Annotated in this window: 8 protein-coding genes; 4 read left to right on the top strand and 4 right to left on the bottom strand. The window is 76.8% G+C overall.

Going from position 1 to position 21,436, the window contains the following annotated elements:
- Nucleotides 1-87 precede the first annotated feature (87 nt).
- The 4 genes from GQS09_RS14855 to GQS09_RS14840 all read left to right on the top strand — a co-directional run bounded on the left by GQS09_RS14855 (nucleotide 88) and on the right by GQS09_RS14840 (nucleotide 7,108).
- Nucleotides 88-1,284, top strand: a complete 1,197-nt coding sequence (locus GQS09_RS14855) for a cytochrome P450 (protein ID WP_165986543.1) — start codon at nucleotides 88-90, stop codon at nucleotides 1,282-1,284.
- Nucleotides 1,285-1,411: 127 nt separating this feature from the next.
- On the top strand, nucleotides 1,412-2,629 hold the full coding sequence (locus GQS09_RS14850; RefSeq protein ID WP_313896144.1) for an NAD(P)/FAD-dependent oxidoreductase: 1,218 nt from the start codon (nucleotides 1,412-1,414) through the stop codon (nucleotides 2,627-2,629).
- Nucleotides 2,626-5,859, top strand: coding sequence for a non-ribosomal peptide synthetase (locus GQS09_RS14845; RefSeq protein ID WP_165986541.1), 3,234 nt, complete (start codon nucleotides 2,626-2,628; stop codon nucleotides 5,857-5,859). Before GQS09_RS14850 ends, GQS09_RS14845 begins: the two co-directional genes overlap by 4 nt.
- A 19-nt stretch (nucleotides 5,860-5,878) precedes the next feature.
- A complete protein-coding gene (locus tag GQS09_RS14840; RefSeq protein ID WP_165986540.1) occupies nucleotides 5,879-7,108 on the top strand; it encodes a cytochrome P450 in 1,230 nt (409 codons plus the stop codon).
- Between the two features lie 109 nt (nucleotides 7,109-7,217).
- On the opposite strand, the gene GQS09_RS14835 is transcribed toward GQS09_RS14840, so the two are convergent.
- From GQS09_RS14835 to GQS09_RS14820, 4 genes are all read right to left on the bottom strand, one after another.
- Nucleotides 7,218-8,006, bottom strand: coding sequence for a thioesterase II family protein (locus GQS09_RS14835; protein ID WP_165986539.1), 789 nt, complete (start codon nucleotides 8,004-8,006; stop codon nucleotides 7,218-7,220).
- Nucleotides 8,003-10,165 carry an alpha/beta fold hydrolase gene (locus tag GQS09_RS30700; RefSeq protein ID WP_165986538.1) on the bottom strand — a complete coding sequence of 721 codons (2,163 nt, stop codon included), beginning with the start codon at nucleotides 10,163-10,165 and terminating at the stop codon, nucleotides 8,003-8,005. Before GQS09_RS30700 ends, GQS09_RS14835 begins: the two co-directional genes overlap by 4 nt.
- Nucleotides 10,162-16,998, bottom strand: coding sequence for a type I polyketide synthase (locus GQS09_RS30385; RefSeq protein ID WP_207957844.1), 6,837 nt, complete (start codon nucleotides 16,996-16,998; stop codon nucleotides 10,162-10,164). The genes GQS09_RS30700 and GQS09_RS30385 overlap by 4 nt, the downstream gene beginning before the upstream one ends.
- Nucleotides 16,999-17,033: 35 nt before the next feature.
- Nucleotides 17,034-21,436, bottom strand: a 4,403-nt coding sequence (locus GQS09_RS14820; RefSeq protein ID WP_165986537.1) for a type I polyketide synthase, incomplete at its 5' end; no start/stop codon positions are given.

Here is a 21,436-nt window from a genome sequence, read left to right as displayed (position 1 = left end):
GCCCGGCCCGTCACCGGCCCGCGCCGCCCTGTCCGCCCCGACCACCAGACCCCGACCGGCCCGCCGGGCCAGCGAAGTGGAGTACCGATGACCGGTCCCGTGGACCAGTGGGACATGCACCCGCAGCACTTCTGGCTGCGCGGCAGGCAACCGGACCAGCCGGTCCAGTACGACGACGAGGTGGGCATGTGGCACGTCTACGGCCACCCGGAGGCGCTGGAGATTCTCGGCGACCCGGTCACCTACTCCTCCGAGGTCGCCTCCCGGTTCGCGCCGCCCGAACAGGCGGCCGTGGCCTTCGACGGCAACCTGACCCAGACCGACCCGCCCGAACACCAGAAGCTCCGCAAGATCGTCAGCCGCACCTTCACCCACAAGATGGTGGCCGGGCTGGAGGACCGCATCCGCGAGCTGACCCACGAACTCCTGGACCGGGTCACCGGGGACCGCTTCGACCTGGCGGAGGCCCTCGCCTACCCGCTGCCGGTGATCGTCATCTGCGACATGCTGGGCATCCCCAGCAGCGACCGCGACCTGCTCAAGAGCTGGGCGGACCAGTCCCTGGCGGCGCGCGGCCAGCTCACCACCCGCAAGGGCGACAAGGCCCAGGAGCAGTCGCTGGACGCGCAGGCCGAGGCGGCCATGGAGATGGGCTTCTACTTCTTGGAACGGGTCGCCGAGCGCCGCCGCCGGCCGTGCGAGGACCTGCTGACCAGGCTGGTCGAGGCGGAGGTGGACGGCGAGCGGCTGACCGACCGGCAGATCGTCAACTTCACCAACCTGCTGATCTTCGCCGGGCACATCACCACCACCATGCTGCTCGGCAACACCATCCTCTGCCTGGACGCCTTCCCGGACGTGGACGCCCGGGTGCGCAAGGACCGGGGACTGGTGCCCTCGGCGATCGAGGAGTCGCTGCGCTTCCTCAGCCCGCTGGCCGCCGGCTACCGGCTGACCAACCGTGAGGTGCAGCTCGGCGGGCAGCGCATCCCCAAGGACCAGGTCCTGGAGGTGTGGTTCTCGGCCGCCAACCGGGACGCCCGGGTGTTCGCCGACCCCGACGTGTTCGACCCGGCCCGCGACCCCAACCCGCATCTGGGCTTCGGCCGCGGCATCCACTTCTGCCTGGGTGCCCCGCTGGCCCGGCTGGAGGGCCGGGTGGCGCTGGAGATCCTGCTGGACCGCTTCGCCGAACTGCGCACCGACCCGGAGGACCCGCCGACGTTCCTGACCCCGCCGGACTTCACCGGTGTCTGGACGCTGCCGCTGCGGGTGCGCCGCTAGCCCGGGCGGAACCGACTGAGCCGACGGTGCCCCCAGGTTGTGCCCCGGGTGTGCCCCAGGGCGTGCCCGCAGGGCCGGGGACGGAAGGCCGGGACAGCGGCCGGACAAGGAGTGCCTGTTGTACGACGTGATTGTGGTGGGCGCGCGGTGCGCCGGGGCCGCCGCCGCGATGCTGCTGGCCCGTGCCGGCTATCGCGTGGCGCTGCTCGAACGGAGCAGATTCCCCAAGGACACCCTGTCCACCCTGTACATCCACCAGCCGGGCGTGGCGATGCTGGACCGCTGGGACGTGCTGCCCGAGGTGATCAAGACCGGCTGCCCGCCGCTGGACCGGGTCCACTACACCCTCGGCGACATCACGCTGGAGGGCTCCTCCTGGCCGGCGGACGGCCAGCATGCCGCCTACGCGCCCCGGCGCCACCTGCTGGACTCCCTGCTGGCCCAGGCCGCGGTCCGGGCCGGCGCGGACTTCCGCGACAACTGCACCGTGACCGATCTGGTCTTCGACGGCGACCGGGTCGCCGGGGTCCGCACCGGCTCCGGGTCCGGCTCCGGCGCGGCCACCGAGCGCGCCCGGCTGGTGATCGGCGCGGACGGCATGCGCTCCACCGTGGCGGACCGGGTGCGCGCCCCGAAGGTGACCGAGGACCCGCGGGCCACCTGCGCCTACTACAGCTACTGGACCGGCCTGCCGCCGCGGTTCCGGCTCTACGAAAGCCCCGGCGGATGGGTCGGCACCGTGCCGACCAACGACGGTCTCACCCTGGTGGCCGGGTACTTCCCGCAGCGGGACTTCGCCGCCGTGCGGGGCGCCGGGCACGCCGCGCTGCTCACCCTGGTCGGGCGCACCGCCCCCGAGGTGCGCGCCCAGATGGCCCGGGGGCAGCAGGCGGAGCGCCTGCACGGCACCGGCGACCAGCAGAACTTCTTCCGGCAGGCGTCCGGGCCGGGCTGGGCCCTGATCGGCGACGCCGGCCACCACAAGGACTCGATCACCGCGCGCGGCATCACCGACGCCTTTCTCCAGGCCCAGCTGCTCGCGGACTGCATCGGCGACCGGCTGCACGACCCGGCCGCCCTGGACCGGGCGCTGGAGGTCTTCGCGGACCGGCGCACCGACCTGCTCATGCCGCACTACCGGGCCACGCTGAAGACGGCCCGGCTCGACCCGCCCGGGCACCAGCGGCAGATGCTGCGGGCCGTCGCCACCAGCACCGAACTCACCGACCGGTACTTCTCGGTGCTGTCGGGCGTCTGCCCCCTCGACGAATTCGTCACCCCCGAACTGATGGATCTCCTGGAGGAGCCGGACGCCATGGCGGGCGAGGAGGACTCACCGAGATGACCGCACAGCCTGCACAGCCCGCACGGCCGACGCAGCCGGCACCGCGCCCGGACGCCGCCCGCATGCCGTCCCCCGGCGGCCCCGCCGCACCGCTGACCCCGGTGCAGGAGGCGGTCTGGCAGCGCCACCGCACCGCGCCGGTCACCCCGCCCCGCCCCACCGTCGTCGCCTACCAGCTCCGCGGCACCCTGCACCGGGAGCACATGGCCCTGGCACTGCGGCGGCTGGTGGAGCGGCACGAGGCACTGCGCGCCACCGTCACGACCGTGGACGGCGAACCGCGGCTGACGGTACGGCCGGACATCTCCGGCGAGCCCCGCTTCGCCGACCTGGGCGGGCTGTCCGAGCCCGAACGCGGGCTGCGCCTGGACGATCTGGTCCGCACCGCCGTCACCGCGCCCTTCGACCCCGTCCGCGGCCCGCTGCTGCGCACCCTGCTGGTCCGGCTGACCGTGTCCGAGCACGTGCTGGTGGTGTGCGCCCACCCGCTCGCCGCCGACGAGCCGTCCCGGCGGCTGATCGCCGCCGACCTGTTCGAGCTGTACGCGGCCGCCGTGGACGGCCGCCCGGCCGCGCTGCCCGCCCCCGCCGCCCTGCAGGGTGTGCAGGGCGAACGGCCCCCCGCGGCCGTGCTGGACGCCCAGCTCGACCACTGGCGCAAGCGGCTCGCCGGCCTGCCCGCGCTGCGCCTGCCCGCGGACCGGCCGCACCCGGGCGCCGCAAGCACGGCGGGCCCCGCGCACGAGTTCCGCATCCCCGGCCCGGTCGCCCGCGGCCTGGCCGGACTGGCGCGGGAACGCGGCGGCACCCTGCTCACCGGGCTGCTCACCGCCTGCCGGGTGCTGTTCTCCCGCTACGGGCGCCAGCCGGACCTGGCCCTGGGCATCCTCGCCGACGGCCGGGCCCGCCCGGAGCCGCACGGCCCGGTCGGCGCCTTCGCCAACCCGCTGGCGATCCGCACCACGACAATGCCGGAGGACACCTTCGGGGAGCTGCTGGCCGGCACCGCCGAGGCCGTCGCGGAGGCCCTCGGCCACCAGGACGTGCCCTTCACCCGGGTCGCCGAGGCGGTGGACGCCGACTGGGGCTCCGCCCGGGCCGACCGGCCCCCGGTCATGGTGACGCTGTCCGACCCGCTGCCCGCGCCCGCCGGGCCGCCCGGTCTGGCGGTGCGCGCATTCCGCCCGCGGTGCCTGCCGCCCGCCTGCGAGGTCTCCCTGGAGTTCACCCCCGCCGCGCCCACCGGCCCGGACGGCGGCCCGGACGGCGGTTCGGACGGCGCGCTGACCGGGATGCTGGTGTGCGACGGCAGGTTCGCCCCGGCCACCGCCCGCGCCCTGGCCGACGCCCTGGTCACCCTGGTCACCGCCGCCGTCGCGGACCCGGGGCGGCAGGCCGGCGGGCTTCCGCTGCTGACCGCGGAGGAGCACCGCACCCTGCTCACCGGCTGGGGCGCCAACCCCGTCCCGTACCCCGCCGGCCGCTGCGTGCACGAACTGGTCGGCGAGCAGGCCCGCGCCCGCCCCGACGCCCCCGCCGTGGTGGACGGCGGCACCGTCCTGACCTACGCCGAACTCGACCGGCGCTCCGGGCGGCTGGCCGGACTGCTGCACGCCCGGGGCGTACAACCCGGCTCCGTGGTCGCCGTCTGCCTGCCGCGCGGCGCCGGGCTGGTCGCCGCGCTGCTCGGCGTGCTCCGGGCCGGCTGCGCCTACCTGCCGCTGGACCCCGCCTACCCGGCCGACCGGCTGCGCTACATGCTGGACGACGCCTCGGCCGCGGTCTGCCTCACCGAGGAGTGGCTCGCCGGGCGGCTGCCCGCCGGGGACACCCCCATGGTCGCGCTGGACCAGGAGCGGGACGCGCTCGCCGCCCTGCCCGCCACTCCGCCCTCCGTGCCGGTCACCGCCCGGGACGCCGCCTACGTGATGTACACCTCCGGCTCCACCGGCCGCCCCAAGGGCGCCGTGATCGAGCACCGCTCCATCGTCCGGCTGGTGTGCAACACCGACTACGCGCCGCTGCGCGAGGACGACGTGGTCGCGCAGGGCGCGAACGCCACCTTCGACGCCGCCACCTTCGAGATCTGGGGGGCGCTGACCGCGGGGGCCCGCCTGGTGGTGCTCGGCAACGACACCCTGCTGGACCCGGCCGCGCTGCGCGACGCCCTGCACCGGCACCGGATCACCGCCCTGTTCCTCACCACCGCCGTGTTCCACCAGGCGGCGGCCGCCGACCCGGCCGCCTTCGGGTCACTGCGCCACCTGGTGATCGGCGGCGACGTGATGAACCCGGCCCGGGCCGCCCAGGTGCTGGCGGCCGGGCCGCCGCGGCGGCTGGTCAACGGCTACGGGCCCACCGAGACCACCACCTTCGCCACCTGGCACCTGGTGGAGCAGGCGGACGAGCACACCCCGGTGCCCATCGGCCGCCCGATCGCCAACACCTCCGTCCTGGTGCTGGACGAACGGCTCAACCCGGTGCCCGTCGGCATGGTCGGTGAACTCTTCATCGCCGGTCCCGGCCTGGCCCGCGGCTACCTCAACCGGCCGCAGCTGACCGCGGAACGCTTCCTCGACAACCCCTACGGCCAGGCACCCGACGACCGGATGTACCGCACCGGGGACCTGGTGCGGTGGACCCCGCAGGGCGTCCTCCAGTACCTCGGCCGGGCGGACCACCAGGTCAAGATCCGCGGCTACCGGATCGAGCCCGGCGAGATCGAGCTGGCGCTCCAGCACCACCCCGAGGTGGCGGAGGCCCTGGTGGTGGTCGCCGCCGAGGGCGAGCACAAGCGGCTGGTGGGCTATGTGCGCCGGGCCCCGGGGCGGCCCGCCGACCCGGCCGCGCTCAGCGCGTTCCTGGCCGGCCGGCTGCCCGAGTTCATGGTGCCGTCCGCCTTCGTGGTGCTCGACGACTTTCCGCTGAACCCCAACGGCAAGGTCGACCGCAAGGCCCTGCCCGCCCCCGGCCGGCCCGAGGACGCCGGCGCCGCCGCCGAGCCCCGCACCCCCGCCGAACGCCTCCTGGCCGGGATCTGGGCCGAGGTCCTGGGCGTGGAGCGGGTCGGCGTCACCGACAACTTCTACGAACTGGGCGGCGACTCGGTCCTCGGCATCCGGGTGGTCGCCAGGGCCCGCCGGGCCGGTCTGTCCATCTCCGCCAAGGACGTGCTGCGGCGGCAGACCATCGCCGAACTGGCCACCGCCGCGGCGGCCGGGGACGAATGACGAGGAACGAGGAACGAGGATGCCAACCCGAGCCCAGCAGGTGGCGGATCCGGCGGTGCTGGACCTCACCGATCCCCAGACCTTCCTGGACCACCACCCGCATGAGATGTGGCGGCCCTACCGGGAGCACAACCCGCTGTTCTGGCACCCCGCCCGGCACGGCAATCCGGGCTTCTGGGTCTTCACCAAGTACGACGACGTGATGGCCGCCTACCGGGACAACAAGCGCTTCACCTCCGAGCGGGGCAATGTGCTCGCCACCCTGCTCAAGGGGGAGGACTCCGCCTCCCGCAAGATGCTCGCCGTCACCGACGGCCCCCGCCACCGCGAGATCCGCAACCTGATGATGAAGTCCTTCTCGCCGCGGGTGCTGGAGCCCGTGGTGGAGGGCATCCGGCGGCGCACCGACGCGCTGATCGACCGGGCGGTGGAGCGCGGCGAACTCGACTTCGTCACCGAGGTGGCCGACCGCATCCCGATCCACACCATCGGCGACCTGATGGGCATCCCCCTCCAGGACCGTGAGCAGGTGGTGGACTGGAACGCCCAGACCCTGTCCCGGTACAGCTCCGAGGACAGCGAGCTGGAGTCGGTGATGGCGCGCAACGAGATCGTGCTCTACCTCTCCCGGCTGATGGCCGAGCGCCGCCGCAACCCCGGGGAGGACGTGCTGTCCACCCTGGCCAACGCCACCGTGGACGGCGAGCCGCTGTCCGACGACGAGATCGTGCTCAACTCCTACAGCCTGATCCTCGGCGGCGACGAGTCCAGCCGGGCCAGCGCCGCCAGCGCGGTCCTCGCCTTCCACGAACACCCCGGGCAGTGGCGCCGGCTGAAGAACGAGGAGGTGGGCCTGGACACCGCCACCGAAGAGGTGCTGCGCTGGGCCACGCCCACCATGCACTTCGGCCGTCACGCCCTGGTCGACGTGGAGTGGCGGGGCCACACCATCCGGGCCGGCGAGGTCATCACCCTGTGGAACAGCTCGGCCAACTTCGACGAGGACGCGTTCGCCGACCCCTACACCTTCGACCTGTCCCGCAGCCCCAACAAGCACGTCAGTTTCGGGCACGGGCCGCACTTCTGCCTCGGCGCCTACCTGGGCCGGGTGCACATGAAGGCGATGCTGGACGCGCTGCGCACCAAGGTCGGGACGATCGAGGTGCTGGGCGAGCCCACGCGGCTGTTCTCCAACTTCGGCCACGGCCACAGCAGCATGCCGGTCCGGCTCACCCCGGCCCGCGGATAGCGGGAACCCGCGGCCCGCGGCCCTTCGGTCCGTTCGCCGGACGGAAGGGCCGCGGGCCGCGCGCGGGACGCCGGGCGGCGGGCGGCGGGGCGGCCACGGCGCCCGGGGTTCAGCCGGTGCGGGCCACGGCGCGGCGGGTGAACACCGCCAGGTCCTCCGAGATCGCCCGCACCACCTCCGGCTCGTGGTCCTGGAGGTAGAAGTGCCCGCCCGGGAAGAACCGCGCGCTGAACGCGGCCGTGGTGTGCTCCCGCCAGGAGTGCACCCCGGCCGCGATCACGTCCTGGTCCCGGTCGCCGCAGTAGACGCTCACCGGGCAGCCGAGCCGGCTGCCCGAGGTGTCCTGGTACAGCTCCGCCACCTTGAAGTCGGCGCGCATCGCCGGGATCACGGCGGCCAGCAGATCCTTGTCGTGCAGCAGCGCGGGCGGGGTGCCCGCCAGTTCCGCCATCTGCGCGGTGATGGCCTCGTCGTCCAGCAGGTGCAGGCCCCGGTCCTGACGGACCGAGGGCGCGGCCCGCCCGGAGGCGATCAGCCCGATCAGGCCGTTCCCCGGCCGCTGCCGCTCCAGCCGCAGGGCGACCTCGTAGGCCACCATCGAGCCCATGCTGTGCCCGAACAGCACGGCCGGCCGCTCCAGCCGCGGGAGCAGGGCCTCCGCCGCCCGGTCGGCCAGTTCGGCGATGTCCTCCAGCGGCGGCTCGCCGATCCGGTCCTGCCGGCCGGGGTACTGCACGACCAGCACCTCGGCCCGGGCGGACAGCGCGGCCGACAGCGAGTGGTAGGCGGTCGCCGCGCCCCCGGCGTGGGGAAAGCACACCAGGGCCGGGCCGTTGTTCTTCGGCCGGTGATAGCGGCGTATCCAGCCGCGTCCGGTGGTCGCGCTGCTCGTCGTCATCGGGGTGCTCCGTCCAGGTCTGCGGTGCGGGTCCGTGCTGCCGGGTCCTGTGCTGCCGGGTCCTGTGCTGCCGCGCCGGGCAGCGGGCCCGGGAGCCGGTCCCGGGGGACGACCAGGTCCGCGGTGACGGCCCGGGCCGAGGCGCAGCCGGTCAGCGCCAGCGCCAGATCGAGATCGGCGAGCAGGCAGCGCAGCACATGCTCCACGCCGCGTTGCCCGTCCAGCCCGAGCCCGTACACGTAGGGCCTGCCGTACAGCACCGCGTCGGCGCCCAGCGCGAGCGCCTTGAGCACGTCGCTGCCGTTGCGCACCCCGGAGTCCATCAGCACCGGGACGTCCCCGCCGACGGCGGCCCGCACCGCGGGCAGCGCGTCCAGCGCGGCGATCCCGCCGTCGAGCTGCCGCCCGCCGTGGTTGGACACCACCACCCCCTGCGCGCCGTGCTCCAGCGCCAGCCGGGCGTCCTCCGGGTGCAGGATGCCCTTGACCAGCAGCGGCAGACCGGTCATGGAGCGCAGCCAGGCCACGTCCTCCCACACCAGGGCGGGATCGGTGGAGATCTGCGCCCAGCGGCGCACGACCGCCGCGCCGTCCGGTTCGGGCGGCAGCCCGGCGCGGAACGCCGGGTCGGAGGTGAAGTTCGCGATGCCGATGCCCCGCAGGTACGGCGAGTAGGCGGGGTCGAGTTCCGCCGGCCGGAACCCCAGGAAACCGGCGTCCACCGTCAGCACCAGTGCGGTGTAGCCGTTCCGCTCGGCCCGGCGGACCAGGGATTCGGCGACCGCCCGTTCCGACGGCAGGTAGAGCTGGAACCAGCGCGGCCCCGGCCCGGCCTGCTCGGCCACCTCCTCCAGGGAGCGGGAGGCGAAGGTGGACAGCACGAACGGCAGGCCCGTGGCGGCCGCCGCCCGGGCGGAGGCCAGCTCCCCCTCGGGATGCACCACGGCCTGCCCGCCGAGCGGGGCCAGCAGCACCGGCGCGGGGAGACGCTGCCCGGCCACGGACACCGCCAGGTCGCGGCGGACGGCGCCGCGCAGCATCCGGGGCACCAGCCGCCAGCGGTCGAAGGCCGCGCGGTTGGCCCGCCCGGTGGCGCCGGTCCCTGCGGTGCCGGACACGTAGCCGAACGCCTCCGGCGAGAACTGCTCGCGGGCCGCGTCCTCCAGGGCGGCCGGCTCGGTGGTCAGCCGGGGGCGCCGGCCGTCCAGCCCGGCCACCAGGATGTCCCGCACCAGATCGGCGGGCGTCCCGGCACCCGCGTCCGCCCGGGTCGTCGGCGCCGCGGGGGCCGCGGGGGCCGGGCCGGGGGCCGCCAGGTCGGCGCGGACGGCACCGGTGATCAGCTCCGCGACCCGCTCGCTCTGCTCGATCAGCGCGAAGTGCCCGCCGTCCAGCGTCTCCACCGCGTGCCCCGCCTTGGTGTGCGCGGCCCACTCCGCCATCTGGGCCAGGGAGTTCTTCGGGTCCCCCGCCGACAGCAGCACGGTGACCGGTGCCGTCAGCACCGCGTCCCTGGGCGCCCGGTGGCGGCGCAGCGCCCGCACATCGGCGCGCAGCAGGCGCAGCAGCTCCCGGACCGTCTCCGGATCGGACAGCAGCGCCTCCGGCACCCCGCCCAGGCGCCGCAGCTCGGAGACGACCTGCTCGTCGGAGAGGGCGTCCACATCGGGCTCCGCCCAGTCCGCCGAAGGGGACCGGGCGGCCGAGACGAACAGCCGGGCCGCCTCCGGCCCGGACCGGTCCTGGAGCAGACGGGCCGTTTCGAAGGCCACCAGGGCGCCCATGCTGTGGCCCAGCAGGAACAGCGGCACGCCGCCCCGCTCCTCCCCCTCCGTCCCGTCCGTGAGCGCCCCGGCCACCCCGGCGGCCAGGGCGGCGATCGTGTCCGCACAGGGCTCGGCCCGCCGGTCCTGCCGGCCGGGGTACTGGACGGCCAGCAGCCCGATGTCCTCGGGCAGCGCCGCCGACAGGGCGGCGAAGGCGTTGGCGGCACCGCCGGCGTGCGGGAAGCACACCAGACGGGCCGCGGCGGACTCCCGGTCGTGGAAGCCGCGGAGCCACCGCGGGGCGGGCGTGCCGCCGCGCGGGCTGGTCGGTGCGCCGGCGGACCCGGTGGCGTGCCCGGTCCGCGCGGCGCCCGTGCTGGGAGTGGTACTCACGCTGCGTCGTCCTCCGTGGTCGGTCTGAGTCGGGTGAGCAGGTCGCGCAGGCGGTCGCGCACGACGGCCCGCTCGGCGTCGCCCACCGGGTGCTCGGCCACCGCCGCCGCCAGCCGGTCGAGTTCGGCGAGCACCGGCGAGGCGCTGCCGTCGTCGTCCTGCTCCGTCTCGGTTCCGGCCTGCCCGAGCTCCTCGTGCAGGTGGTCCGCGAGGTCGGCCGGGGTGGGCCAGTCGAAGATGAAGGTGGCGGGCAGCCGGACGCCGGTGGCCGTGGCGAGCCGGTTGCGCAGCTCCACCGCGGTCAGCGAGTCGAAGCCGGTCTCGTCGAAGGCGCCGTCCGGGTCGACCGCGGCGGCGGAGGCGTGCCCGAGCACCGCCGCGACCTCCTGGAGCACGGTGTCCAGCAGCCGGTCGCCGGTCGCGGCGGTGCCGCTGCCGGTGCCGGTGCCGCTGCCGGTGGTGGTGCCGGTGGTGGTGCTGGTGCCGCCCGCCGCGGATTCGTACGCCGCGCTCCCGTTCACGGTTGCGGCGGGCGGCACCAGGTGTGTGGCGGACGGCCGCGGACCGCCCGGCCGGGCGGGCTCCCACCGCACGGCCACGGCGACCGGCAGGTCGCGGCGGACCGCGGCGTCCAGCAGTTCCAGGCCCTGCCCGGCGGTGAGCGGCGCCACGCCCACCCGGGCCATCCGGGCCAGATCCGCTTCGGTCAGGCCGGCGCCCATGCCGCCGGTGCCCTCCCACAGGCCCCACACCAGCGAGACACCGGGGCGTCCCACCGAGCGGCGGTACTCCATCAGGCCGTCCAGGAAGGCGTTGCCGGCCGCGTAGCCGGCCTGGCCGGGGGAGCTGAGCGTGCCGGCCAGGGAGGAGAACACCACGAACGCGGACAGGTCCAGCGGTTCGGTGAGCAGGTGCAGGTTGAGCGCGGCGTCCACCTTGGGGCGCAGCGTCCGGTCCAGCCGTTCGGGGGTCAGCGAGGTCAGCAGGCCGTCCTCCAGCACCCCGGCCGCGTGGACCACCCCGCCGATCCGGACCCCGTCCCGGGCCAGCCCGTCCAGCGCGGCGGCCAGCGCCTCCCGGTCGGCCGCGTCACAGGCCACGGTGCGCACCTCGGCGCCCAGCCCGCGCAGCTCGGAGATGTCCCGGGCGGCCTCCTCGCCGGGCGTGCCGCGGCCCATCAGCACCAGCCGCCGCACGCCGTGCGCGGTCGCCAGATGCCGGGCGGTGAGCCGGCCCAGCCAGCCCAGGCCGCCGGTGATCAGCACGGCCCGGGAGGTGTCCCACGGCCCGGCCCCGTCGTCCGGCAGGTCCAGCACCACCTTGCCGATGTGCCGCGCCTCGCCCAGGTACCGGAAGGCGTCCGGGGCGCGGCGGACGTCCCAGACCGAGACCGGCGGCGGGGTGAGCGTGCCGTCCTCGAACAGGCCGCGCAGGGTGAGCAGGATCTCCTGGAGCCGGTCCGGGCCCGGGTCGCGCACGTCGTAGGCCCGGTAGTCCACGCCGGGATGGCTCCGCGCCACCCCGGCGGCGTCGCGCCGGTCGGTCTTGCCCATCTCCAGGAACCGCCCGCCGCGCGGCAGCAGCCGCAGCGAGGCGTCGGCGAACTCCCCGGCCAGGGAGTTCAGCACCACATCCACCCCGGCGCCGCCGGTGGCCGCGCGGAACCGCCGCTCGAAGTCCAGGTCGCGGGAGGAGGCGATGTGCTCCACCGGCACCCCGGCGGCCTGCAGCGTGTGCCACTTGGCCGGGCTCGCCGTGGCGTACACCCGGGCGCCCAGGTGGCGGGCGAGCTGCACCGCGGCCGTGCCGACGCCGCCGGTCGCGGCATGCACGAGCACCGACTCGCCGGCCCGCAGACCGGCCAGGTCCACCAGCCCGTAGTAGGCGGTCAGGTAGGTGACCGGGATGGCCGCGGCCCGGCGGAAGGAGAGCCCTTCGGGGATCGGGCAGACGAACCGCCGGTCGGTCACGGTCACCGGACCGATGCCGTAGAACAGGCCCATCACCCGGTCCCCCGGACGCAGGTCGGTCACCCCGGGGCCGGTCTCCAGAACGACGCCGGCGCCCTCGCCGCCCTGGCCCGCGTCGGCGGCGTGCCCGTCCACGGCGGGCGGGATCACCCCCAGGGCGAGCAGCACGTCGCGGAAGTTGAGCCCGGCGGCCCGCATCCGCACCCGGACCTGTCCCGGCTCCAGCGGGGCAGCCGCCTGTGGCCAGGGGGACAGCGCGAGCCCGGCGAAGGTCTCCTTGGCGACGTAGTCGAGATGCCAGTGCGAGGTGCCGGCCGGCGGGTGCAGCACCGTCTCCGGGTCCCCGGCGGCCAGCCGCGGGCGGTGGGCGACACCGCCGCGCAGCGCGAGCTGCGGCTCGCCGCAGGCCAGGGCCGCCGCCAGGGCGCGGCGCGAGCCCGGGGTGCCGTCCTCGTCCAGCAGGGCGAAGCGGTCCGGGTGCTCGGCCTGGGCGGAGCGCAGCATGCCCCAGACGGCCCGGTGTCCCAGCCCGCCGGGGTGCTGCTCCCCGGCGACCGGGACGGCGCCCCGGGTGAGCACCACCAGGCGGGTGGCGGCCAGCCGTTCGTCGGCCAGCAGGCGCTGGGCCGTGTCCAGCACGCGGTGCAGGATCTCCCGCACGCCCGCGGCGTCCACCGGCTCCGATGCGCCGTGCGGAAGCTGGGCCGGGCCGGGCGGGCAGGGCAGCACGATCAGCTCGGGGGCGGGCTCGCCGGCGTCGAGCGCGGCGGAGAGCCCGTCCGGCCCGGCGTGGCGCCGCAGCCCGGCGAGTTCCTCCAGGGGGCCGGCCGCTGCGTCCTCGGCCGGGCCCGCCGCAGGGCCCGCCGCCGGGGCCTCGGCGAGGCTCACGCCCGGCTCTCCGGCCCGGTCCCCGGCCGGTGCCGGGCCATGGCCGGTGCGCTCGGCCGTCCGCTCCGCGGCCTGCTCCGCGGCCGGGGGCGGTGCCAGGAGGGCCCAGCGGGGGTTCCCGGGGGCGGGGGGCAGCGGGGGCAGCGGTTCCCAGCCGGGCCGCAGCAGGCCGTCCGGTGCCGTCTCCGGCGCACCGGCCGGGGGCTCCGCGCCGGAGGCCGCCGGGAGCGGACGCAGCGTCAGGGACGCCACGGAGGCCACCGGCCGTCCGGCCGGGTCGGTCAGCTCCAGGGAGACCGCACCGGTCCCCGCCGGGGCCAGCCGGACCCGGAGCGCGCCGCCCGCCGGGCCGTGCACCCGGACCCCGGCCCAGGCGTACGGCAGCATCGGCCCGCCCTCTCCCCGCACACCGGCCGCACCCGGGGCACCGGCCACCTCGGTCAGGGCGATCGGGTGCAGTGCCGAGTCCAGCAGGGCGGGATGGACCGGGTGGCCGCCGTCGCCGCCGTTCCGGGACGGCTCCTCGGTGAGCTCCACCTCGGCGCAGATCTCCGCCCCGTGCCGCCACAGCGCCCGGACCCCGCGGAAGCCGGGGCCGTAGTCGAGCCCTCTGGCGGCGAGGTCCGCGTAGAGGTCCCCGGGCCGCACGGCCAGCGGCTCGGCGCCGGGCGGCGGCCAGGCCGGCGCGGTGGCCGGGGCCGCCGGTTCCCCGGGCAGCAGCGTGCCGTGGGCGTGCCGGGTCCACTCCCCGGACCCGGTGCCGTCCGCCCGGCGGGAGTGCACCGCGACCTCCCGGCGGCCGCCGTCGCCGGCGCCCGCCACCACGACCCGCAGCTGCACCTCTCCGTCCTCGGGCACCACCAGCGGGGCCTGGAGGAGGAGTTCCTCCACCACCCCGGTGCCCGTCTCGCGGGCCGCGCACAGCACCAGGTCGAGCAGGGCGGTGCCGGGCAGCAGCATCCGGCCCGCCACCCGGTGGCCGGCCAGCCACGGGTGGGCGGCGCGGGACAGCCGCCCGGTCAGCAGCAGGCCGCCCGCGTCCGGCAGTTCGGCCGCGGCGGTCAGCATCGGATGGTCCAGCGGGGTGAGCCCGGCCGCGCGCACCCCGGCGGGGGCGGGTGCCGGGTCGGGCCAGTGGACGCGGCGCTGGAAGGCGTAGCGCGGCAGTTCCACCCGGCGGGCGTGCTGCCCGTCGAAGACCGCCGCCCAGTCCACCTCGCCGCCGGAGCAGTGCAGCTGCGCCACGGCCGTCAGCAGTGCGGCCGGCTCGGACCGGCCGCGGCGCAGCGCCGGGACGAGATGGTGCCGGGCCCGGGCCGGGGCGCGGCGTCCGCCGCCGGCCGGCCGGTCCGCGGCGAGGCAGTCGTCGGCCGGCGAGATGAGGTCCCCGGACGGGCCCACCTCCAGGAACCGGGTGCAGCCCAGCTCGGCGAGGCTGCGCACCCCGTCCCGGAACCGGACGGTGTGCCGGGCGTGCCGTACCCAGTAGCCGGGGTCGGTGAGTTCGTCCGCGGCGGCGGGCCGCCCGGTGAGGTCGGACACCACGGTGAGCCGCGGTTCCCGGAAGGTGAGGCGTTCGGCGACGGCCCGCAGCTCCGCCAGGCAGGGCTCCATCAGCGGGGAGTGGAAGGCGTGGCTGACCCGCAGCCGGGTGGCCTTGCCGCCGCGCGCCTCGAACTCCGCGACCACGGCGGCGAGCGCGGCCCGCTCCCCGGAGAGCACGGTGGCGTCCGGGCCGTTCACCGCGGCCAGGGCGACCCGGTCGGCCACGCCGTCGAGCAGGGCGGCGGCCTCCTCCTCACCGGCCCGCAGCGCCACCATCGCGCCCCCGGCCGGAAGCTGCTGCATCAGCCGGCCCCGGGCCGCGGCCAGGCGGGCGGCGTCCTCCAGGGAGAGCACCCCGGCCGCGTGCACGGCGGCCAGCGCCCCCACCGAGTGCCCGAGCACCGCGTCGGGCCGGACCCCCCAGGAGGCGAGCAGCCGGTACAGGGCGACCTCGCAGGCGAACAGGGCGGGCTGGGTGTACTCCGTGCGGTCGAGCAGGGCGCTCATGGTGCTGCCCTCGGCGGCCGTCACCACATCCCGCAGCGGCCGGTCCAGGTGGTCCTCCAGCGCGGCGCACACCTCGTCGAAGGCCGCCGCGTACGCCGGGAAGCAGCGGTGGAGTTCGCCGCCCATGCCGGGGCGCTGGCTGCCCTGCCCGGCGAACAGGAACGCGGTGCGGCCCTCGGCCGCGGTGCCCAGGACCGTGTCCGGCCCGGCCGCGCCGCCGGCCAGGGCCCGCAGCCCGTCCAGCAGGCCGCGGCGGTCCGTGGGCAGCAGCACCGCGCGGTGCGTCAGCCGGCCCCGTGCGGTGGCCAGGGAGAACCCGAGGTCGGTCAGGCCGGCGTGGCCGGTCGCGGCTTCCGCACCGGCTTCCGGACCGGCGTCGGGGTCGGCGTCGGGGTTGGCGGTCAGGTGGCGGTGGAGCCGGTCGGCCTGGGCCCGCAGCGCGGTCTCGCCGCGGCCGGAGAGCAGGCACGGCACCCGCGGCAGCGGCGCCGCGGGCTCCGGCCGCGCTTCCGGTTCCGGCTGCGGTTCCGGCTCCGGGGCCTGTTCCAGCACGATGTGCGCGTTGGTGCCGCTGATGCCGAAGGAGGACACCGCGGCCCGCCGCGGACGGCCGTGCCCGGGCCACGGCACCGTCTCGGTGAGCAGCCGGACCCTGCCGTCCGACCAGTCCACGTGCGGGGTCGGCTCGTCCGCGTGCAGGGTCCTGGGCAGGATGCCGTGGCGCAGCGCCAGCACCGTCTTGATCACCCCGCCGACGCCCGCAGCGGCCTGGGTGTGGCCGATGTTGGACTTCAGCGAGCCCAGCAGCAGCGGCCGGTCCGCCGGGCGGGCCCGGCCGTAGGTGGCCAGCAGCGACTGCACCTCGATCGGGTCGCCCAGCGGCGTGCCGGTGCCGTGTGCCTCCACCGCGTCGACCTCGTCCGCGGACAGCCCGGCGGCGGCCAGCGCCTGCCGGATCAGCGCCTCCTGGGAGGGGCCGTTGGGCGCGGTCAGGCCGTTGCTGGCGCCGTCCTGGTTGACCGCGGAGCCGCGCACCACGGCCAGAACCGGGTGGCCCAGGCGGCGGGCGTCGCTGAGCCGTTCCACCAGCAGCAGCCCGGCGCCCTCGGACCAGCCGGTGCCGTCCGCGGACGCCGAGAACGCCTTGCACCGGCCGTCCGGGGCCAGCCCGCGCTGCCTGCTGAACTCCACGAACGGCAGCGGCGTGGCCATCACGGTGGCACCGCCGGCGAGCGCCAGCGAGCACTCGCCGCGGCGCAGCGCGGCGCAGGCCAGGTGCAGGGTCACCAGCGAGGAGGAGCAGGCGGTGTCCACGGTGAGGGCGGGGCCCTCCAGCCCGTAGGTGTAGGCGATCCGCCCGGATGCCACGCTGCCGGCGCCGCCGGTGGTGAGCAGGCCCTCCAGTTCTCTGGGGGCGGGCACCAGGCGGGACAGGTAGTCGCCGTACATGGTGCCGACGAAGACCCCGGTGCGGCTGCCGCGCAGCGACTCCGGCGGGATGCCCGCGTCCTCGAACGCCTCCCAGGCCGTCTCCAGCAGCAGCCGCTGCTGCGGGTCGATGGCGTCCGCCTCGCGGGGGCTGATGCCGAAGAAGTCGGCATCGAACCGGGCCGCGTCGTAGAGGAAGCCGCCTTCCTTGACGTAGGAGGTGTGCGGGGTGTCGGGGTCCGGGTCGTACAGGGCGGCCAGGTCCCAGCCGCGGTCGGCGGGGAACGGGCCGATGGCGTCCACCTCGTCGGTGACCAGCCGCCACAGGTCCTGCGGGGAACTGACCCCGCCCGGGTAGCGGCAGGCCATCCCGATGATGGCGATCGGCTCGTTCTCGCGTTCCGCCAGGCGGCTGTTGACGGCCTGGAGCCGCTCGTTCTCCTTCAGCGCGGCCCGCAGCGCCTCGACGACTTGCTGGGGTGAGGTGGACGCCATGGTGTGCTCTCTCCGTAGATCCCCGCCGGGGAAGGTCAGGACTCGCTGCCGCCGAGTGCCAGGCGGACCAGGTCGTCTGTGGTCATCGTGTCCAGGGCGCTGCCGCCCGGGGGCGGGCCGTGCGGGTCCGGCCCGGCGCCGTCCCCGTCCTCGTCCCCGCCCCCGCCCGCGTCGCCGGGTGCGCCGGGTTCGGGTGCGGCGGGCGCCAGGTCGGCATGCAGCCGGTCGGCCAGCGCTCCCGGGGTGGGGTGGTCGAAGATCAGCGTGGGCGGCAGGGTGACCCCGGCGAGGGTGACCAGCCGGTTGCGCAGTTCCACCGCGGTCAGCGAGTCGAAGCCCAGGTCCTGGAAGCGGCGGTCGGCGCTCACCCGCTCGTGGCCGCTGTGCCCGAGCACCGCCGCCACCTCGGACCGCACCGCCTCCAGTACCAGGTGGCGGTGCTCGTGGCGGGGGGCGCGGGCCAGCCGGCCCCGCAGGTCCACGATCTCGGTGCGGGGCCGGCCGGCCGAGGTGCGCCGTGCCCCCGGGGACAGGGCGCGCAGCGGGGCCGGGGCGGTGTCCGGGTCCATGGCGTCCAGGTCGAGGCGGGCGGCGGCCAGCACCGGGTCACCGGCGGCCAGGGCCGCGTCGAACAGGGCCAGGCCCTCGTCGCTGGAGAGGGCGCCGATGCCCGAGCGGGCCAGCCGGCGCAGGTCCGCCTCGCCCAGGCCGCCGGAGAGGGTGCTCTCCTCCGCCCACAGGCCCCAGGCCACGGACAGCGCGGGCCGTCCCGCGGAACGGCGCCGGGCGGCCAGGGCGTCCAGGCAGGCGTTGGCCGCCGCGTAGTTGGCCTGGCCGGCCGAGCCCAGCAGACCGGCCAGCGAGGAGAACAGCACGAAGGCCGACAGGTCGGTGTCCCGGGTCAGGTCGTGCAGGTGGGCGGCGGCTGCGGCCTTGGGGCGCCAGGTCCGTTCCCAGTGCTCCGGGGTGAGCCGCTCGGCCACGGCGTCGTCCGTCACCCCGGCCGCGTGCACCACGGCGGTCAGCGGCCGGTCCTGCGGTACGGCGGCCAGCAGGGCGGCCAGGGCCGTGCGGTCGCCGATGTCGCAGGACTCGACGCTCACCTCGACGTCCGCGGCGGCGAGTTCGGCCACGAACTCCCCGGCGCCCGGGGTGTCCATGCCGCGGCGGCCGGTGAGCAGCAGTCTGCGCACGCCGTACCGCTCGGTCAGGTGCCGGGCCACCAGCCGGCCCAGGGTGCCCAGGCCGCCGGTGATCAGGACATGGCTCTCCTTGTCGAACGGCGCCCGGTCGGCCGGGCCGGCCGACCCGGCCGGTGCGGTCCGGTCCGCCGGGTCGGCCGGGAGCGGGCGGCGGCGGAGCTGCGGGACCCACATCCGGCCGGTGCGGACCGCCGCCTGGGGTTCCCCGGCGGCGAGTACGGCGGGCAGGGCGCGCAGCGACTCGGGGCGGCCGTCGGTGTCGGCCAGGGCGAAGCGGCCGGGGCGTTCCGCCTGTACGGCCCGGACCAGGCCCCAGGCCGTGGCCGCCGCGGGGTCCTGCCGCTCGCCGGGGGCGAGGGCGACCGCGCCGGTGGTGAGCAGGGCGAGCCGGGAGTCCTCCAGCCGTTCGTCCGCCAGGTGGTGCTGGACCAGGTCCAGTACGGCGCGTCCGGTCCGCCCGGCCCGCGCGGCCGTCCCGGCCATGGCGCTGCCGGTGCCGGCGCCGCTGCCGGTGTCGGCAGCGGGGCCGGCGTCGGCGTCGGCGTCGGCGTCGGCGGGGACGGTGGTGATGATCAGGGCGGGCGGCCGGGCACCGGCGTCCAGATCGCGGGCCAGGTCGGCGGGGCCTCGGTAGCCGCGCACGGTCACCCCGGCGGCGCGTACCGCCTCGGCCGGTCCCGCGTGGTCGGGTCCCACCACGGCCCAGACGTCGTCCGGGGTGTGCCGCGGGGTCTCCCGCCGGGTCCACTCGAGAGCCAGCAGGGCGGGCCCCCGGGCGGCCCCGCCGGCCCCGGCGTCCTGGGGGAGTTCGCGCAGCGTCAGGGAGGCGACGCGCAGCACCGGGGCGCCGGTGCGGTCGGCGATCAGCACCGAGCAGGTGTCGTCGGTGTCCCGGCGCAGCCGCACCCGCAGGGGGCCGGCGGCGGGTGCGTGCAGGGTGATCCCGCTCCACAGGAAGGGCACCACCAGCCGGGTGCCGTCGTCCTGTCCCGGGGAGCCGGCGAGGGCGCTGTGCAGTGCCGCGTCCAGCGCGGCCGGGTGCAGCAGGAACCCGTCCGCGGTGCCGTCCGCGGCGCTGTCCGCGGCCTGCTCCGGCTCCACCTCGGCGTAGGTGTCGGCGCCGTGCCGCCAGGCCGCGCGCAGGCCGCGGAAGGCCGGGCCGTAGTCGTAGCCGCGCTCGGCGAGCCGCGGGTAGAGGTCCGTGACCGGGACGGTCTCGGCCTGCGGGGGCGGCCACTGTGCCAGGCCGTCCGTGCCGTCCGAACTGTCCGTGCCGTCCGCGCCGTCCGTGCCGGCGGGGGCGGGCGGGGCCAGCAGGCCGGCGGCGTGGCGGGTCCACTCGCCCGTGGTGGCCGCCGCGGGGCGCGCGTAGAGGGTGAAGGAGTGGGTGCCGTCCTCCCGGGCGGCGGTCACCATGAGCTGGAGGTCGGTGGTCTCGGCCACCTGCAGCGGCTGCTCCAGCGTCAGTTCGGCCACCGCCGCCTGCCCGCCGGTCTCCCGCGCCGCGTGCACGGCCATCTCCGCCACGGCCGCGCCGGGCAGCAGCGGGCGGCCCTGGATGGTGTGCTCGGCGAGCCAGGGGTGGATGTCCGGGTCGAGCCGTCCGGTGAGCACCCAGCCGTGGCCGCCGGCCAGTTCGACCGCCCGGTCCAGCAGCGGATGGCCGTCGGACGCGGCGGGGCGGTCCTGGGCCGGGGTGTCGCGCCAGTAGCGTTCGCGCTGGTAGGCGTAGGTGGGCAGGGGCACGGCCCGGCCGCCGGGGAAGAACCGGGTCCAGTCCACGGGCACCCCGTCGGTGAACGCCCGGGCGAGTGCGGTCGCCACGGTGCGGGGCTCGTCGTGGCCGCCGCGCAGCAGCGGGACGGCGGTGACCCGGCGGCCGTCCGGCGCGTCCGGTCCGTCCGGCCCGGCCAGGGCGGCGCGGACCATGGCGCTGAGCACGCCGTCGGGCCCGAGCTCCAGCCAGGTGGTGACCCCCTCCGCGGCCAGGAAGCGGACGCCGTCGTGGAAGCGGACCGGCTCCCGCAGCTGCCGCACCCAGTAGCCGGGGTCGGCCAGTTCCGCGGCGGTGGCCGGCCGTCCGGTGACGCCGGAGATCACCGGGACGGCCGGGGCGCGGAAGGCCAGGCCGGCGGCCACCGCGCGGAACTCGTCCAGCACGCCGTCCAGGTGCGGGGAGTGGAAGGCGTGGCTGACCCGCAGCAGCTTGGTCCGGCGCCCGGCGTCCCGCCAGTGCGCCGCCACTTCCTGCACGGCGGTCGCGTCGCCGGAGACCACCACCGCGTCGGGCCCGTTCACCGCGGCGATCACCACCTGTCCGGTGCGGCCCGCGAGGGTGGGCAGCACCTCCTCCTCGGTGGCCTGGAGGGCGGCCATCGCGCCGCCCTGCGGCGCGGACTGCACCAGCCGGCCGCGGGCGGCCACCAGCGCGCAGGCGTCGGAGAGGTCCAGGACCCCGGCGGCATGCGCCGCGGCCAGCTCGCCGACCGAGTGGCCGATGAGGTGGTCGGGGGCCGCCCCGTACCGCTCCAGCAGCCGGAACAGCGCCACCTGGAGGGCGAACAGCGCGGGCTGGGTGTACTCGGTGCGGTCCAGCAGCGCGGCGTGTTCGCTGTCCGCCGGGGCCAGCAGGAGGTCCTTCAGCGGGAGGTCCAGGTGCGGGTCCAGCCCGGCGCAGACCTCGTCCAGCGCGGCGGCGAACGCCGGGTCCGCCGCGTACAGGCCGCTGCCCATGCCGGGGCGCTGGCTGCCCTGGCCGGTGAAGAGGAAGGCGGTGGCGGCGCCGTCCGCGGCCCGGCCGGTGACCAGATGGGGTGCCGCCTCGCCGCGTTCCAGGGCGGCCAGGCCGGACAGCAGTTCGGCCGGATCGGAGCCGAGGATCACGGCCCGGTCGGTGAGCGGGGACCGGGTGGCGGCCAGGGACCAGCCCAGGTCCCGGTGGGCCGGGCCGAGCCGGGTGCCGGTTCCGGTGCCCGCTGCCGCGGCGGGCGGGCCCAGCCGGGCGGCCTGGGCGCGCAGCGCCCGCTCGCCCCGGGCGGAGACCACCAGGGGCAGCACCGCGGGCAGGGCGGTCCCGGCCTCGTGCTCCCGCGCGTGTTCCGGGGCCGGCCCGGGTGCGGGCTGCTGCTCGGGGGTGGGGTGGGGTGGTTGTTCGAGGATGAGGTGGGCGTTGGTGCCGCTGATGCCGAAGGAGGAGATGGCGGCGCGGCGGGGGTGGGGGGTGGTGGGCCAGGGGG

This window comes from Streptomyces sp. YIM 98790 (genome assembly GCF_011421595.1).
Lineage (GTDB): Bacteria > Actinomycetota > Actinomycetes > Streptomycetales > Streptomycetaceae > Streptomyces.
Note: the sequence above shows the minus strand (reverse complement) of the source record. Positions and strands in the feature narration are given on the sequence as shown.

Coding starts and splice junctions, on each gene's coding strand:
- GQS09_RS14855 (WP_165986543.1), top strand. CDS start 88: ATGACCGGTCCCGTGGACCAGTGGGACATGCACCCGCAGCACTTCTGG.
- GQS09_RS14845 (WP_165986541.1), top strand. CDS start 2,626: ATGACCGCACAGCCTGCACAGCCCGCACGGCCGACGCAGCCGGCACCG.
- GQS09_RS14840 (WP_165986540.1), top strand. CDS start 5,879: ATGCCAACCCGAGCCCAGCAGGTGGCGGATCCGGCGGTGCTGGACCTC.
- GQS09_RS14835 (WP_165986539.1), bottom strand. CDS start 8,006: ATGACGACGAGCAGCGCGACCACCGGACGCGGCTGGATACGCCGCTAT.
- GQS09_RS30385 (WP_207957844.1), bottom strand. CDS start 16,998: ATGGCGTCCACCTCACCCCAGCAAGTCGTCGAGGCGCTGCGGGCCGCG.